This window comes from Lysinibacillus sp. NPDC094177 (genome assembly GCF_050279145.1).
GTDB lineage: Bacteria > Bacillota > Bacilli > Bacillales_A > Planococcaceae > Lysinibacillus.
The window spans coordinates 316968-334313 of the sequence record NZ_JBNNTW010000004.1; the positions used below are offsets into that span (position 1 = coordinate 316968).

General features: G+C 37.0%; 16 protein-coding genes and 1 pseudogene. All 17 read right to left on the bottom strand.

Translation table 11 applies throughout. The features are described 5' to 3' along the window. Positions 1–68: 68 nt before the first annotated feature. The gene (gene aroA / locus ACQKNC_RS09575; RefSeq protein ID WP_427424620.1) at positions 69–1355 is read right to left on the bottom strand and encodes a 3-phosphoshikimate 1-carboxyvinyltransferase; all 1287 of its coding nucleotides are present in this window, start codon (positions 1353–1355) and stop codon (positions 69–71) included. Positions 1356–1447: 92 nt separating this feature from the next. Further along, on the bottom strand, positions 1448–2548 hold the full coding sequence (locus ACQKNC_RS09580; RefSeq protein ID WP_427424621.1) for a prephenate dehydrogenase: 1101 nt from the start codon (positions 2546–2548) through the stop codon (positions 1448–1450). Continuing rightward, entirely contained in the window at positions 2545–3645 is a 1101-nt protein-coding gene (hisC, locus tag ACQKNC_RS09585; RefSeq protein ID WP_427424622.1) for a histidinol-phosphate transaminase, read from the bottom strand. Before hisC ends, ACQKNC_RS09580 begins: the two co-directional genes overlap by 4 nt. Positions 3646–3663: 18 nt before the next feature. Then, on the bottom strand, positions 3664–4032 hold the full coding sequence (gene aroH, locus ACQKNC_RS09590) for a chorismate mutase (RefSeq protein ID WP_323649260.1): 369 nt from the start codon (positions 4030–4032) through the stop codon (positions 3664–3666). Next, positions 4029–5120, bottom strand: a complete 1092-nt coding sequence (gene aroB, locus ACQKNC_RS09595; RefSeq protein ID WP_427424623.1) for a 3-dehydroquinate synthase — start codon at positions 5118–5120, stop codon at positions 4029–4031. Before aroB ends, aroH begins: the two co-directional genes overlap by 4 nt. A 3-nt stretch (positions 5121–5123) precedes the next feature. Next, positions 5124–6305 carry a chorismate synthase gene (aroC, locus tag ACQKNC_RS09600; RefSeq protein WP_427424624.1) on the bottom strand — a complete coding sequence of 394 codons (1182 nt, stop codon included), beginning with the start codon at positions 6303–6305 and terminating at the stop codon, positions 5124–5126. 440 nt (positions 6306–6745) lie between these two features. Beyond that, positions 6746–7516, bottom strand: a complete 771-nt coding sequence (locus ACQKNC_RS09605) for a CheR family methyltransferase (protein ID WP_427424625.1) — start codon at positions 7514–7516, stop codon at positions 6746–6748. 84 nt (positions 7517–7600) lie between these two features. Beyond that, positions 7601–7831, bottom strand: coding sequence for a hypothetical protein (locus ACQKNC_RS09610; protein ID WP_427424626.1), 231 nt, complete (start codon positions 7829–7831; stop codon positions 7601–7603). A gap of 275 nt (positions 7832–8106) precedes the next feature. Further along, positions 8107–9732, bottom strand: a complete 1626-nt coding sequence (locus ACQKNC_RS09615) for a long-chain fatty acid--CoA ligase (RefSeq protein WP_427424627.1) — start codon at positions 9730–9732, stop codon at positions 8107–8109. A 231-nt stretch (positions 9733–9963) separates the two neighbouring features. Further along, a complete protein-coding gene (locus ACQKNC_RS09620; RefSeq protein WP_427424628.1) occupies positions 9964–10725 on the bottom strand; it encodes a 3-hydroxyacyl-CoA dehydrogenase in 762 nt (253 codons plus the stop codon). A 15-nt stretch (positions 10726–10740) separates the two neighbouring features. Beyond that, the gene (locus ACQKNC_RS09625; protein WP_427424629.1) at positions 10741–11889 is read right to left on the bottom strand and encodes a thiolase family protein; all 1149 of its coding nucleotides are present in this window, start codon (positions 11887–11889) and stop codon (positions 10741–10743) included. A gap of 341 nt (positions 11890–12230) precedes the next feature. After that, positions 12231–12356 (bottom strand): annotated as a pseudogene (locus ACQKNC_RS09630) (nucleoside-diphosphate kinase); the annotation flags it as partial. A gap of 206 nt (positions 12357–12562) precedes the next feature. Further along, positions 12563–13318, bottom strand: a complete 756-nt coding sequence (locus ACQKNC_RS09635; protein ID WP_427424630.1) for a hypothetical protein — start codon at positions 13316–13318, stop codon at positions 12563–12565. A gap of 323 nt (positions 13319–13641) precedes the next feature. Continuing rightward, positions 13642–14376 carry a hypothetical protein gene (locus ACQKNC_RS09640; RefSeq protein WP_427424631.1) on the bottom strand — a complete coding sequence of 245 codons (735 nt, stop codon included), beginning with the start codon at positions 14374–14376 and terminating at the stop codon, positions 13642–13644. A gap of 196 nt (positions 14377–14572) precedes the next feature. Beyond that, positions 14573–15154 (bottom strand): tyrosine-type recombinase/integrase, encoded by a 582-nt coding sequence (locus tag ACQKNC_RS09645; RefSeq protein ID WP_427424632.1) that lies wholly within the window; start codon positions 15152–15154, stop codon positions 14573–14575. A 351-nt stretch (positions 15155–15505) separates the two neighbouring features. Beyond that, positions 15506–16876 carry a DUF4062 domain-containing protein gene (locus ACQKNC_RS09650; RefSeq protein WP_427424633.1) on the bottom strand — a complete coding sequence of 457 codons (1371 nt, stop codon included), beginning with the start codon at positions 16874–16876 and terminating at the stop codon, positions 15506–15508. A gap of 116 nt (positions 16877–16992) precedes the next feature. Beyond that, complete coding sequence (locus ACQKNC_RS09655) at positions 16993–17202, bottom strand: hypothetical protein (RefSeq protein ID WP_427424634.1); 210 nt, start codon at positions 17200–17202, stop codon at positions 16993–16995. Positions 17203–17346 lie beyond the last annotated feature (144 nt).

Consider the following 17346-nt stretch of genomic DNA (forward strand, 5'->3'; position numbering starts at 1 on the left):
GCTTTCGCACAGATAAAACACGGTTGTTGCTGTCGCTACAAAAACATTTACTGAATGAAGATAAGCTTTTACATTACTTCCTCAATATGTTCGAAGAACGATGGGTAAGAAACCGCAATACATTCTGCGTCATCTAACGTTACAGTACCATCTGTTATTAGTGCTGCTACAGCACCCATCATTCCTATACGATGGTCACCATAGGTTTGAAGGCTAGCACCACGTAATGGAGTTGGTCCTTCAATAATCATTCCATCCTCAGTCGCTTCAATTTGAGCACCTAATTTTTTCAATTCATCCACTACCGCCGTTATCCGGTCTGTTTCCTTCACTTTTAACTCCTCGGCATCCTTAATAATAGTTTTGCCGTTTGCCTGCGTTGCTAACAAAGCAAGGATCGGGATTTCATCGATAAGACGAGGAATAATATCTCCCTCAATTGTAGTTCCTTCTAATGTTGATGTTTCAATTGTAATTGTTGCTGTCGGCTCTGATTGGCTATCTTCATTCGGCATAACTGTTATCGATGCGCCCATATTATGAAGCACTTCGATGATACCATCTCGTGTTGGATTAATTCCGACGTTTTCTAGCGTAATTTTACTATCCTCACAGATAGCTCCAGCTACTAAGAAAAAGGCAGCAGATGAAATATCACCTGGTACAGAAACATGCGTCCCTGTTAATGTTTGCCCTCCTTTTAATGAAATAACACCATCCACTTCATCAACCTGTGCACCAAATTGACGAAGCATTCTCTCAGTATGATCTCGAGATACTTCAATTTCTCGCACAATTGTCGTACCTTCAGCACGTAAGCCTGCCAGTAATACAGCTGACTTCACCTGTGCACTAGCAACAGGCATGTGGTAATCAATAGCTTGTAATGCTGTACCTTGAATGGCTAATGGCGTATATTGCCCATCTGCCCTTCCGGTAATGTGAGCACCCATCTGACGTAACGGATCAATAACACGGCGCATCGGTCGCTTTCCAATTGACGCATCCCCTGTCATTACTGAATGTACTTTAGATCCAGCTAGAATCCCTAGCATTAAGCGTGTCGTCGTGCCAGAGTTTCCTGTGTATAGTACCTCTGTAGGCTCTTGCCACCCCTCTATACCTGGGCTGTCGATAGATACATTTGTTCCTTCTACGTCAATTTTCACACCGAGCTTGCGGAAGCAATCAATTGTACTCAAGCAATCCTCACCTAATAAAAAGCCGTCAACTGTCGTTTTACCCGTTGCAATAGCTCCAAACATAACCGAACGGTGAGAAACAGATTTGTCACCAGGAATCGATAAAGTCCCTTGTAAGGAAGGTTTATTATATTGTAATATTTTTTCACTCATCGTTTTCTTCCCTCCAATATGAAGATAGAAAGCGCCGTAATTCCGACGCTTTCTTTTAAACAAGCATTTCCTATCAAGATTTCCTAGGCCGCCTATGAAATATAGGTTTCATAATTAGCACGTTTTTGTATACACGCTGCTGCACGTTCACGGTCGCTTTCGCTTTGTAAGCTAATAACAAGAATCCCGAAAACGTCTTCTCGCGACTCTACGATACGTAAATTCGTAATACTAATCGCTTCGTCTGCAAGTAAGCCTGTCACCTCAGAAATAACCCCCGGATAGTCCGGAACATCAACATATAAGTCAAATGATGTGAACATTGCTCCTGCACTAATCGGTAATTCATCTCTTAGCTCTTTGGCAACCGCAAAGTATGTTTCAATGTCATCTGAGCTACCATTTAAAAGCAGCTCCTTTACACGACTCATTTCCTTTTCCCAGCCGTCTAGCTGTGCAATAAGCTCATGTCGATTTTGTAATGTAATATCTCGCCATAAAATCGGATTGGACGATGCAATACGTGTTACATCACGGAAGCCCCCTGCAGCAAGTGAGCGCGTCATCGGGTATTCCCCATTTTCTCCGCCCAACTGATGCACTAGAGAAGCAGCAACTACATGCGGAAAGTGACTAACTACGGCTGTCATATGATCATGCTCACGAGCAGATACACTTACAACTTTTGCATGTGTAAATTTTAATAAACTTTCAAGCTGTGCCATATTGACAATTTCTTCACCGGCAAGCGGTGTAAGCATATAATACGCATTTTCAAATAGGTGAGCCTTTGCAGCTAAAATACCACTTTTATGTGAGCCTGCCATTGGATGTCCTCCAATAAAGGTAATGCCTAACTCACGTAGTTCCCCAGCCTTTTGCATAATCATCTTTTTAGTACTACCTGTATCTGTTACGATTACTTTATTTTTTAACGGCCATGTTTTTAATTGTTCCATCCATTCAAGTGTAGCGTTGACGGGCGTTCCAAAAATGATAACATCTACGTCGGCCGCAACTTCTTTTGGATCTGTCGCAATATCATGAACAATATTTAACGTTTTCGCATGTTCACGTGTTTTCCCATCCATATCATAGCCAATAATTTTTGTTTCTGGTGCCTTTTGTAATGCCAAGGCAATCGAGCCACCAATTAGGCCAAGCCCAATAACGAGCACTTTGCGCGTCGTCATGCAAAAACACCTTGCTCTTTTAGGACGTTTTCAAGGTGATCTAACAATGCTTCATTTTGAGCCTCAGTTCCGATCGTCACGCGGATAAACCCAGGTAATCCTAACGCATTTCCACTACGGATTATAAAGCCTCGTTTCATTAGCTCATTGAAAACAACATCACTATCAGTATTTGTATTAAAGAAAATAAAGTTCGTATCAGAAGGGAAGTATTTCAAATTATGTTTTTCACAGAATTCAATATATTGTTTTTTACCTTTTTCATTTGCTTCACGGCAAGCTGTTATATAATCTTGATCACTCAAAGCAATTGCCGCAACTGCTTGACTTAAAATTGTATTATTAAATGGCGCTCTTACTGGATCAAGCTTAGCAATTACGTCTGGTTGCCCAATTGCATAGCCAACTCGGAAAGAAGCAAGACCATATGCTTTTGAGAATGTACGCATTAATAGTACATTTGGAAACTCGTTAATTAAAGGTAGAGTATCTTTATGACCAGGATGCGTTACGTATTCGATATACGCTTCATCTAATACTACTAGCACGTCACTCGGTACCTTAGCTAAAAATGCACGCAATTCAACATCAGGTATTATAACACCTGTTGGATTATTTGGACTACAAACCCAAACAATAGATGTGTTATCATCAATTGCCGCCACCATTGTATCTAGATCATGTGCACCTTCGATACAAGGGACTCTACGTACCTCTGCGCCTTCAATTTCAGCATTGTGCCAGTATTGAGAGAAGGATGGGTCTGCCATGACTGTGTTTACACCTGGATACAACAACGCACGAGTAATAATTGCAATGATATCGTCGGAGCCGTTCCCAAAAAGAAGCTGTGTTTCTTTGACACCTAGATGATCTGCAACAGCCGTACGTAAATTTTGCGCATAGCCGTCTGGATAGATAGCATGATTTACTGAATTATTTTGTAAATAAGCAGTTACCTTAGGTGAGCACCCAAATGGGTTTTCATTAGATGCTAATTTTACAACTTCTTGTAAGCCATATTCACGTTGTACTTCTTCAATTGGTTTACCAGGCTTGTATGCTTGCATACCGTCCAATTGCTGTTTCCATTTCATCTTAAACATCTCCTCTAATTATTTAGCTTGGGCTAAATCTGGTCTTAATTTCACTGCATCATTAAGATACAAGTGTTTTACATCCTTTTGTGCCACTTCCACATTCGCATGTATTAATACACGAATACAAAGTGGCAATGCATTCGGCACATCCATTTCATGTGTACACATGACAGGTACATATTGCCACCCATCCATTAATCGTACAGCACGTGCCGGAAAAGCTGACGTAATATCCGGTGTTGTGGATATTAGTATGGAAGCAATATCATCTACTTCCACATTATTTGCTGCTACTACTTCACTCACTAATCTTGCTGTTTCATCCCACACAAGCTCTGGCTTGTCAGATTCAATTGTAATTGCTCCTCTAAGTCCACGAATCATACAAGCACCTCCGCTAATAGCTGTCGGAATTCGGCATCTACTTCTCTGCACTCCGCTAAATCAATTGGTTGCATGAAAGGTTTGCCAATTTTATCTAACAACACAAATTGTAAAATACCATACTCCGCTTTTTTATCTTTCATTAAATACTCTGTTAACTGTTCAAAGGAATACTCTTTCACAGCTTCAAATGGATAGCCATTCTTTACTGCAAATTGCAAAAATGCTGTAGTGAAGTTACGATCTAATTCACCGTATCGTTCACTTAATAATAAGCAGTATACAAGTCCAATCATTACAGCCTCACCATGTGCTACTTTTCCATAACCAGCGGCCGCTTCTATAGCATGCCCATAAGTATGACCTAAGTTTAAAAATTTTCGAACGGATTGCTCGGTTTCGTCCTCAGCTACAATTTGCGCTTTCACTTCAATTCCTTTTCTAAGCTGCTTCGCTAATTCTTCTGTACTGAAATGAATAACTGTCTCTGCAGCCATTAATTCCTCTAACCACACTGCATTAGAAATCATCGCATGCTTGATCACTTCTGCCGTTCCTGAACGCACCTCGCGCTCAGGTAAGCTTTCGATAAATATAGTATCGTAAATAACTCCCTCTGGTTGATAAAACGCACCAATCATATTCTTACCTAGTGGATGGTTAATAGCTGTTTTACCGCCTACTGCTGAGTCATGTGCTAAAATCGTCGTTGGGATTTGAATAAATGGCACCCCACGCATATAAGTGGCTGCAACAAAGCCTGTTAAATCACCTACAGCACCCCCACCAAATGCAAAAATAAATGATTTACGTGAGCATTTTTGTTCCAGTAAAAATGTTTGTGCTGCATTATATTGTTCGAAGGTTTTACATGCTTCACCACCTGGTAAGATAAAAACCTCAAAATGATAAGGGAAATTAGCCTTGAAATAATCTCCTTGCGCTGCCCACACATTAGCATCCGTAAACACAATGAGCTTATCAGCTTTTTGAAGCTTATCATCAAATGCTTTTACTGCTTCTGCTAAAAAATTATGACCAAGAACAACTTCATATTGATGTGAATTTGTCGCTACTGGTACTCGCATAAATTAGAACCCCTTTGTATAACGACGGTGTTCGTCGATTTGAGCTTTTAGTTGAGGTAATTGATCGCTATGGAATTGTTCCAATATTGCATTCGCTATTTCCCAGGCAATAACGTGTTCAGCAACGACTGATGCTGCTGGTACTGCACAGCTATCCGAGCGCTCTACACTAGCTTTAAATGGCTCTTTAGATTCAATATCAACACTTTGTAACGGTTTATATAATGTAGGGATTGGTTTCATTACACCACGTACGACAATCGGCATTCCAGTAGACATTCCACCTTCTAAACCACCAAGTCGATTTGTTGCACGTGTATACCCTTCTTCCTCTGACCAAATGATTTCATCATGTACTTCAGAGCCTTTACGGCGTGCCATTTCAAACCCTATTCCAAATTCAACACCTTTAAATGCATTGATAGATAGCATTGCAGCTGCTAATTTCGAATCCAGCTTACGATCATAATGAACATATGAACCGACACCAGCTGGCATTCCTTCAACGATGACTTCAACAACACCACCAATTGAGTCACCCGCTTTTTTCGCTTCATCAATTGCCGCCACCATTTTTGCAGAAGCCTCTGGGTCAACGCAATAGCAAGGATCAGCTTCAACAATGGTGCGAATTTCATCTACCGATTTTCCTTCAACTATGGAAGTGTCTGCCTTAATACCAATGATTTCTGTTACATGTGACACTATGGAAATGCCTAATTCATTTAAAAGCGCTTTTGCAACAGAACCTACTGCTACACGAACAGTTGTCTCACGTGCAGAGGAACGCTCTAAGACATTACGTAAATCACGGTGTCCGTATTTCATACCACCTACTAAATCTGCATGACCTGGACGTGGACGTGAAATTTGACGTTTGATTTCTTCGGGATTCACATCTTCTGCCAATGGTTCTGCTCCCATAATTTTTGTCCAATGCTTCCAGTCATCATTTGTGACTACGAGAGCTACGGGAGAACCAAGTGTTTGTCCATGACGAACACCAGAGACTATTTCCACTGTATCCGTTTCGATTTGCATACGGCGACCGCGTCCATGTCCTCCTTGGCGACGTTTTAAATCGTGGTTAATTTTTTCTGCTGTAATTGGTAAGAGCGATGGTAAGCCCTCAATAATTGTAGTTAATTGGGGGCCATGTGACTCTCCCGCTGTTAAGTAACGCATAAACACTTTCTCCCTTCAACTCGCTAAAGTATGTATTTTTCACTATAACATAAATTCTTTAAAAAAACAGTCCTTTTGCAAATGTCGTTTAAGACTCGTTTTAATTTTTAGTAAATTCCGAATTGTCCCAGCGACTTCTATCATTTTTTAAGTACCTTTAAAGTTAATCCAGAGCACTTTGTTAAATTTGAATATTCTGAACCATTTATTTAAAAAAGATAGTTTCTTCATCTCCACTAATTATCATTGTTCGCTATCAGGGGGCAGTTTATTTCCCTATCCAACTTAGCGCTTTCCCTGTGTTGTGAAATAACTAATAAAAAATACGCTTTTGCTTATAACAAGCGAAAAGCGTACGATTTATCTATATCTAAAGCCTTTAAAATATGTACATGACATTCATGTTGTGTACTGTACGAATGCTTTTCTCGTATTATTAACTATTTTCGTCTATAAAAGAATGTATCCTCGACTTCAAACTCATAACGAGATGGATTAAAGATTTGCTCTGTTGAACCAACAAATAAAACCCCATCCTTGCGCAATGCTTTACTAAAATCCGTATAAATCTGATCCTTTGCTTCTTCAGTAAAATAAATCATAACATTGCGGCAAACAATTAAATCGTAATTAGAATCGTAATGATCATTAAGTAAATTATGCTTCTTAAAAGTCACACAACGTTTAATCTCATCTTTGACTCTATAGAAGGAACCTTCTTGCTCAAAATACTTTGCTTTAACATCATTTGGTACTTCTGCTAATGACCTCTCTGGATAGACACCTAATTTCGCCTTTTGAATGACATTCTCATCTAGATCAGTAGCGATGATTTGAATTTGAGATAATGGCACTAATTGCGATAATACCATGACTAAAGAATAAGGTTCTTCGCCCGTTGAACAAGCAGCACTCCAAATTTTTAAACGTTTATTAGATTGCAGTAATTTTGGAAATATTTTTTTCTGTAATACTTCCCACCGCTTCCCATTGCGATAAAATTCGGAAACATTGATCGTCATGCGATCTAAAAACTCATTCATTAAATCACGATCTTGTTCAAGTACCTTTAGAAAGTCCACAAAATTACGATATCCCTTTTTCTCATACAGAGATGTTAATCGTCTTTTCATTTGCGCTTCTTTATATAGCGCTAAATCTATTCCTGTTTTGCGCTTAATACCTTCTATAAACTGTTCATAATCAGACATGCGGTCTTCTTCCCCTCTAGCGTCGTATTTCCATTATAGCGGAAAAGTGCCATTCCTGAAATAGTCTTTCACATGCAATCCAAGTTACTTAGTTGAGTTTTGTTTTTCCTCTAATAATAATACTTTAGATTGCTCTAATTCTAGACGTAATTTTTCTGTTTCCATCGTATACGTTTCTAATCTTAGCTTCTCTAGCTCTACTTCCTTCTCTATAGCCTTTAATTTAATTTTTTGTTTTTTTGTATGTGTATCTGTAAAAATACCTGCTAAAGAAATAATTACTCCTCCAATAATTGCAACCATCGCAATTGACAATACGTCCACATCCTCTCATAATGATTATACGGTAAAATGGAATAAATGGTTTCATTTTTCTTATTATACTTTTATCCATATAGTTAAAATATTCTCATTGATATATTTGGTTCTTCACCAAATATGTACTTGGCTGTACATCCCACTCTATGGGACCCTTTCCATGTATTTGACCTGAGAGCCCCACCTCCGATTTATATACGTTTTTCTTACAAACAATACTTTTTAACATAAAAAATGAAGGCAGTTTGTTACCACCTTCAAGTCTTAGTCTCCTAAACCTCTACTTGATAATCTTTTAACTCTTCTCGCAATTTTACCTTCATAAATTTCCCTACAGAGGTTTTCGGTATCTCATTTAAAAATACAACGTCATCTGGAATCCACGTTTTATGGAATTGCGATCGTAACTCTTCTAGTAGCTCTGATTTTGTAATCGAATCCTTAAATTCAGGTTTTGGTACAACACATGCTAGAGGTCGTTCAATCCATTTTACATGGGGAACCGCTATAACAGCAGCCTCAAACACTTTAGGATGTGACATCAAAGCATTTTCAAGCTCTACTGAAGAAATCCATTCTCCACCGCTTTTAATTAAATCTTTTGTACGATCTGTAATTTTAATATAACCATCTACAGTCACTACAGCAATGTCACCCGTGTAGAGCCAGCCATCTTTAAAGGCTTCCTTTGTTCGTTCATCGTTATAATACTCTGCTGCAATCCACGGGCCTCTAATTGTCAATTCACCCATTGTTTTGCCATCCCAAGGTACTTCACCATTTTCATTGACTACGCGTGTTTCAATGAGTGGCACTGTTATACCCTGCGTAGTACGAACATCCATTTTTTCATCCATTGTATAATCATGCATATGTGTTAAATATGTCGATACGCTAACAAGTGGCGACGTCTCGGTCATACCGTAGCCCGTCATGTAAGGAATTTTAAGCTCCTCTTCAAAGCCGCGAACTAGGCCGAGCGGTGATGCCGAACCACCACATACAATCAAACGTAATGAAGACAAATCACGTGGATTTTTGCGTTGCTCCTGTAGTACTCCAAGCCAAATTGTCGGTACGCCTGCAGTCAAAGTTACCTTATATGTTTCAAATAAATCAAGAAGCAGCTGCGGTGTAAACATTGGTCCAGGTAACACCTGTGTAGCACCAAATAATACACCAGCAAACGGGAAGCCCCACGCATTCGCATGGAACATTGGTACGACAGGTAGTATAACATCTGCCTCGCTTATAGCAATACTATCGGACAGTCCTGCCGCTATACTATGGAGAACTATACTACGATGAGTGTATACTACACCCTTTGGCATTCCTGTAGTTGCACTTGTGTAGCACATGCCAGCAGGTGTATTTTCATCTAAATCATCTGGGAATCTAAAATCATCATTCGCTTCTTCGAGTAATGCCTCATAAGACAGAGCATTCGGTAATGGGAAGTCTTCTAGTACAACAGCATCTCCCATTACGATAAAATGCTTTACTGATTTAAGCTGTGAGACAATTGGTGCAATAAGCGGAACTAAGTTATCATCAATTAATAATATTTCATCTTCTGCATGATTAATGACATAAGCAATATGCTCAGGTGCTAATCGAATATTAATCATATGCAACACAGCACCTGCGCATGGGACTGCAAAATATGCTTCTAAATGGCGGTGGTGATTCCAAGCGAAAGTACCTACCTTCATGCCTCGCTCCATTCCAAGCTTTGTAAGGGCATCTGCTAATTTACGAGTTCGTTTTACATAATCTTTATAAGTAAACTCATGAATTGTTATAGGGCTTGTCCGCGAATATATTTTTTTCGCATGGAAAAATCGTTCTGCTCGATCTAAAAAACTTGTTAATAATAAAGGTGTATCCATCATATGCATAACAACGCTCCCCTTTGTTCATATAATTTTTGAATCGTCCAAGGCTGACTTCTGCTACCAATAATTACATATAAGACAAGTTAATTTTTCCTCTCGCTATCCGCAGACAAGTACCTTTTCACTTCAGAGCCTCACAAAGGCGTAATCAAGGGAAAATGCCTTTGCTCATTCACTAAGCTCTGTGTACAGTCTAGCTTATTTAGTTGTGGGCGAGCACCTTCGAGTTACCTCCTATTTCGGCTGCATACGAATCGCTCCGTCCAAGCGGATTACTTCACCATTTAATAAACCATTTTTGATAATACTTTCGACTAATAGTGCGTATTCTGATGGCTTCCCAAGTCGTTTAGGGAATGGAGTCATTTGGGCAAGAGCTGTTCTTGCTGGCTCTGGTAACGATGCAAACATTGGTGTTTCTACTAAACCTGGAGCAATGGTCATGACACGTACACCAATTTCAGCAAGCTCCCTGGCAATCGGTAATGTCATGGCTGCCACACCACCCTTTGACGCGCTATATGCTGCTTGTCCTATTTGTCCATCAAACGCTGCCACAGATGCTGTATTAATAATAACGCCACGCTGACCATCCTCGTTTGGCTCATTATGTTGCATCTTCTCAGTTGCTAGGCGAATAACATTGAAAGTACCAATTAAATTGACAGAAATCACTTTTTCAAACAAATCAAGAGCATGTACACCACGTTTTGAAATTACCTTACTTGCATCAGCAATTCCAGCACAATTCACTGTAACGTTAATGGAACCAAATCTTGCTACTGCTTGCTCAAGCCCTGCCGCTACATCAGCTTCTTTTGTGACATCGACACGTGCATATTGGACATTCTCCCCTAACTCCTCTACTAGTGCATGTCCTCGCTTGTCATTAAGATCAAAAATTACTGCTTTGCCACCCTCTGCAACGATTTTACGAACAGTCGCCTCTCCTAAACCAGATGCTCCCCCAGTTACAACAGCTATTACTTCATTCATTAAACACAACCCCTTTTACATTTTTTCAATAATAGTAGCATTCGCCATTCCCATACCTTCACAAATGGCAAGTAAGCCATAACGTAAATTTTCTCGTTCCATTCTATACAGCATCGTTGTTAACAGTTTTGTACCCGTCGCTCCTAATGGATGCCCTAAAGCAATTGCACCTCCATCTGGATTTAATTTATTTGGATCTGCTCCAATTTCATGCAACCAAACAAGTGGTACTGGCGCAAAAGCCTCATTTACTTCATACGTATCTATTTCCTCAATCGTAAGACCTGAACGTTCTAGCGCTTGTCTAGTTGCCTCAATTGGACCAGTTAGCATTAATGTTGGATCTGAGCCAACGACAACTCTTGTAACAATTTTAGCAAGCGGTCGGATGCCAAGCTCCTGTGCCTTTTCTAAAGACATAACAACTACAGCTGAGGCACCGTCACTCATTTGACTTGCATTACCGGCTGTTATCACTCCATCTTCCCGGAAAACGGTTTTTAGTCCATTTAATTTATCAACTGTCGTTTCTGCCCGAGGTCCCTCATCAACAGAAAACGTTGTAACTGCGCCGTCTTCTTGCGTAACTTGGACAGGCAGTATTTCCTCTTTAAAACGGCCCGCCTCAATTGCAGCCAATGCTCTTCTATGACTATTGTAAGCATAGTTATTTAGCTGTTCCTTTGACAAGTTCCATTTTTCCGATATTTTCTCGGCTGATAACCCTTGATGTATAATTGAATGGTTGTCTAGTAATCGTTTACCCGCATGGGCTCCCTTCATGTTAGAACCCATTGAAACCCTCGTCATGCTTTCAACCCCACCAGCAATAACAATGTCCATATCGCCTGCTAAAATAGCCTGTGCTGCGAAATGTACAGCCTGCTGACTGGAGCCACATTGACGATCAATTGTCACACCTGGGACACTCTCCGGAAAGCCTGCCATTAATAAAGCAGTACGGGCTATATTCGCCCCCTGCTCAGCAGTTTGCGTCACGCAGCCAAAAATAACATCCTCTACCTGATCCTTATTGATTCCTGCTCGTTGTACTACTTCATGCAAGACATCTGCCGCTAAGTCATCTGGTCTAACATTGCTTAATGCCCCTTTACTCCTGCCAACTGCTGTACGAACAGCCGAAACAATCACCACTTCTCTCATTTTTAAAACCCCTTTGCACTGTGAATTCTCATTTTTCCTATCATCCAATGTATTTAGATGTTATGAAATATATTCTTGATAATTAAGCTATTCAAAAACACTAATTATCAGAATATTGTATCTTTTATTTTACATGACTAAGAAGTATTTAACAATTCTATATGTATCTAGAAAATTCTATCCACTGTTTTAATAGGTTTTATTCTTAAGTGCTAGGTTTCTATTTGTCGCTTTAATAAAGCCCTTTCAGAACATAAAAAAAGCAATCTCAAATTGAATTGAGATTGCTTTATCTATTTACTAAATCAATTATGCCGAGACATAATTGGTGCTGAAAAAAATTAAACTAAATCTTCACCGAAGAATAAGCCGATTTCACGCTCAGCAGAAGCAAGTGAATCAGAACCGTGAATGATGTTGTGAGAAACAGTTGTTGCATAGTCACCACGGATTGTACCTGGGTAGCTACCAAAAAAATAGACTTTAACTATTGTCTAAGAAATCACTAATATCAAGGGTTCTCCAAAATAAACGAAAATAACTAAAATATAACCAAACTTTTACCTTCTATAAATAGTAAATATACATTACTTATAGATAAGTTAGCAAGTTTTAAATTAGAAGATAGCCCTCAGCCCTACTTACATTCGTTCACTTAAAATAATGATTTTATTCAATACGAAAATACAAATTTATTTATAATCCCTATCTTGTCAAAATCACTGAGTATTATTTCTCCATGAATCGAACTACGTGGAAGTTCAATTACTTTTTCTTCATATGCCATTGAAAGCCTTGTATCCTTAATTCCTTCGATTTCGCCCAAAACTACTTCAATAGTATCAGGTGTAAATTCATCATATATTAATTTTTCAGGTATATTACCGTTAATTATAAATATATCCCGTTCATGCTTTACATATTTTAAGACAAAATAATACGATTTATCATCTTTCACCTCAAGCTCAAATGCTAAATCATTTACAGCAAATTGCACCATTAAATCAGTTGATTTTAAAAAGTACCATACAACATCTAATAACTCTATACATCGCTCATATGAGGGTGGTTTTTCGTCATTATGTTCTATACCATTTCTAATTGTTAACAAACGCTTCATTAAAAACGGTCTAACAACGCCAAAAATTTCTAGTATCTCCATATAGCCCTTAGGTTTATTATTTATTTCTACAAACTTAAAACAATAAATTTCTTCAATTAACTTTAATCGATGATTCAAAGCTCTTTTCAAATTGGTTATCCCATCAGCTAAGTGAAACTCCGATTCATTGTTCTCAATAAGGTTCTTTGCATGCTCCCAAATTCGAAATGCTCTTTCACCCTTCTCTTTTTCAAGGACTGTACTACTTTCACTATAGCTTTCCCAATTAAGTATTTCATTACTAATCCATTTACGCTGTTTGAACACTAATTCACCCACCTCAAAAATTTTTCATATTATCTATGTACGTCTTCTTTGAGATACACACTACACAAATTTGCCTATAGCATGGTCACACCTACATGAAGCATTCTATGATAAAAATGACTTGAGCGTATTTTACTAGATTATGTAAATGAATGATTTTACATTCTTAGTGCAACAAAAAAAGAGAGCTAATATAGCCCTCCTTTCATGTAACATCATGCGGTTATTTTACGTTTTTCTCCACTAGGGAGTAATACATATTTACGAACTTGGTTCAAAGACCTTACTAAACTTATTGTACATCAATTAGTTGTTAAATAATATTAATTAGCGCACCTTTTAGAAAATAAAGTAATTACATAATTAACATACACAGATAATGAGAAAGCAAGGACAACCAAATCTGTATTAAAAACAGTTTCAAAATATTCAGTTGAATTTTTCATTGAAAGATTATCATTATTAAGCCACGCAATTGTTACAAAAATAGTCATCATTCCATAAATTTTTTCTGCGTATGCAGAAGATAAAATTTTTTTTATTTGAATACTAGATAATACCAAATATTCACTTGTAAAAAAAGCCAAAAAATAATTATTTAGAGTAGAAGAATATCTAAATAATATCCCCGAAGTAATTATCATTCCAATAAACGCTATCAGCAAAAAAATTAAAGTATAACGAACTTCTAATAAGCCATTAAACACAGCCATCTTCTTAAAAATTTCCATAATCACTGTACATACTAAAATCCATAAATAGCTACTACTAAAACTTATTCCGAACTGAGCAGTAATATTTAAAATCACTGAAAAACGATATCCTACAGTCGTTAAAGTCATACTTTTATGCAACAAACCTAAAAATATAGTAAACACTAAAGAAAAAATTATTGCTCCCCAACATACAATATAAAAATTCAAAATAGATTCACTATCACCTCCTACTGAATAACTTATCAGAGGGAAAGTTCCTCCAAAAAACATAATGAAAATTAAATAATATAAAAATAATTTAACAATATTCAAAACAAATTTTTCATCATCAATCTTATTCATCAATCATCTCTACTTTCCTTTCGTTTCCAACTTCAATTCGTGTAGCTGTAGCAGGCGACGCTCTGTTCAAAAACACTCCCTACCTAAATATCGGTAACCCAGCCCCCTGCTACAATTTAAAATCCCTCTCAGAATCACTTCTGTATTACTAAAAAAAGAAAAAACGTATCAACTATACATGTTCCTACGGCTCCTACTAAAAGAATGAAATGCTTTTTATGCTGTTTTCAATTGTTTCCTCTGTAATCCCAATATATCGCAATGTTGTCTTTTGTGATGAATGGTTGAATATCTCCATCAATGTAGCTACATCTTTAGTTGCTTGATAGTATGTGTAGCCAAACGTTTTACGCATTGTATGTGTTCCTATTGAATGGTTGCCTATCATATCACCAGCTTTAGCAATAATGCGATACGCTTGTGTCGTTGTGATATGACTTTCACCTTTGCGACTAGGGAACAAAAAAATAACATTGGCTGGTAATGTTTCAATGTAATCTGCAATATCAGCCATAAGATTGTTCAAATAAACCGTTCTTTCCTTTTTCGTTTTACCTTCACGAATCTTAAATGAACTTTTCCCTTTTACTTGTTCCACTTTCAATTCCACTAAGTCACCACATCTAAGTCCTGTTGAAACACCCAACTTAAATAATAGCTGGTCACGCAATCCATTTTGTGACATTCCTAATGCTTCGATTAATTCATTAATTTCTTGTTTACTTTTTATGGGTTGTACATCAATCAACATACCTTTCTTTTCATTCAAATTAGCCATTATTTTACCACCTCTTTTATGTATGCTATTTATGTTATTTTCACATTATCATACATTCATTAGAGTATCAATAATGAAATGGCTTTATATCAAGATTTTACATGTATGCTAATTACAAAAAGCATACATTCATTAATAGTACCCCATATAGTAAATAAATAGTTTGCACAAACAAAAAATCTCTGCAACATCCACAGAGATTTTTGCAATTCATATTCAGTTGATTTTTAGGAAACCAATTTCTTCAACATAGCAATAGCTAAATTTAGAACAATGAAGGTATAGGAGGAGTATTACATATTTACGAACTTGATTCAAAGACCTTATACAAATAATTTAATTTTCAATTCCTTAAGCTTTTAAAGATTCTTTATATACATTTATGCCTATTTCCTTATTAATAGCCTCTGTATACTCCTCACATATTATATTCATTTCTATCTTAAAATCACCAACACTTTTAGGTACAATTAAAAACTTCTCACTAAAGGTTCTTTTCCTAGTATGCATTAAACTTGAACACTTGATTGTCAATTCATTATCAGAAAACGAAATAAGATTATTCTTATTATTATTTAAACTATTCGAAGAACTCCAGTTTAAAATTCCTCTATTTAATCCTACTCCTCCAAATAGAGCTTTATCTGAATAAAAATGTGATACACCAGCTAACGGGAAATTAAAACGCTCCTCATAATATTTCTCCTCTGCTACTTGTAACGGGTCTTTAGGTAACTCAGGAATTTCGGGTTTTGTTAAATCATCAATCCCTCCCTCAATCACTTTAACTTCTTCCGGAAAATACATATCAACAAAAATATTTGTAGCTTTTGCTTTTCCATCGTTACAAAGCGTAATTTCATACTCTGTACCCATATCTTTTGCCCTTTTATAACTTTCTAATTCTCTATTGTAATCCTCAATTTTAACATTATTTTCCTCCACTAACAAATTATGTTTATCAATACTTTCTTTTGTTATGTATGGTTGCAAATGCTCGGGTACATCTTTTTCTTCTATCACTGAGTATAAATTTAACTTATTAACTTTCATTTCGTAGTTAAAAGGGATATTCACCTTATCATCTCTATTAATCTCAACTAATATTTCAGGAATACTAAGCTGCAACTTTTTCTTGAGTGATTCTAATTCCTCTTTTAGTTCTCTATTCTCAGCACTTAATTTAGTAAGTTCTTCTAATGTTTTAGTAGTGTCAATGGTATTTGCTCTTATCCATCCAATTTGGGGAGTCAATGTAAATGCCTTAAATAAGGCTGCTGTAACTTTGGATGTAAGCTCATCCTCATTACTCCAAAAATCACACATTTTATTCTGTGTTACTTTCTCTATAAATCTTTCTAGCTTTTTAATACTCTTTTGATTATTTTCACGTTCATTAGGGGATGTAGGCACATTACGGTCTTTAATAAATGCCATTATAGGAATACCCTTCGACTTAGCATAATCATATTCTTTTTCGGTATATGAAAATCCATCATCAGCTAATGAACCATATCTATGTCCAAGTATAATAACATAGTAATCACTCTTATCTATGGTATTTGTTATTACTGTCCATTGGTCATCATCCCCAGCACTAAACATCTCCATTCCAATCGGGAAATGATAGAGTGTAAGAATTTGCTCACTAATTTTCGCTCTAGCATTTACTAAGTCTGTATAGGTTGAGCTAATAAAGACTTGATACTTTTTATCTCCCATCTGACTTCACTCCAATACTCTATATTAATCACCATATTACCATTAAGGTTATTGAACAGGAACAAAAAGGAATTTTACTACTCCACTCTATGCTGAATGATTGATTAAGTTCTATATTATTTTAGAAAATCCAACATTTCCACATCTACGAGCATTCTCTTTAAAATTTTCAGTTTTTTATACGGGGAATCTATTACCCATTCTAATAAAGGTTTAATAATATAGAATAAAGCTTTTTTTACAATCAACCTACTTTTCTTAATCTTCGCCATCGTTTTAACTTCTTTATATGTATGATTCTTGACCACCTCAAAAGTATGTTCCACACGTTGCTTAGATTATTTTTAGGTCTAAAAACTCCCCACCGGTTCTCTTAAAACTAATACATTATAGAAATCCACATCAACAAGTTATTGTACCTAACTAAAGAAACAGTATCACAATTCCAAATATACCCAACCCGAAATCCG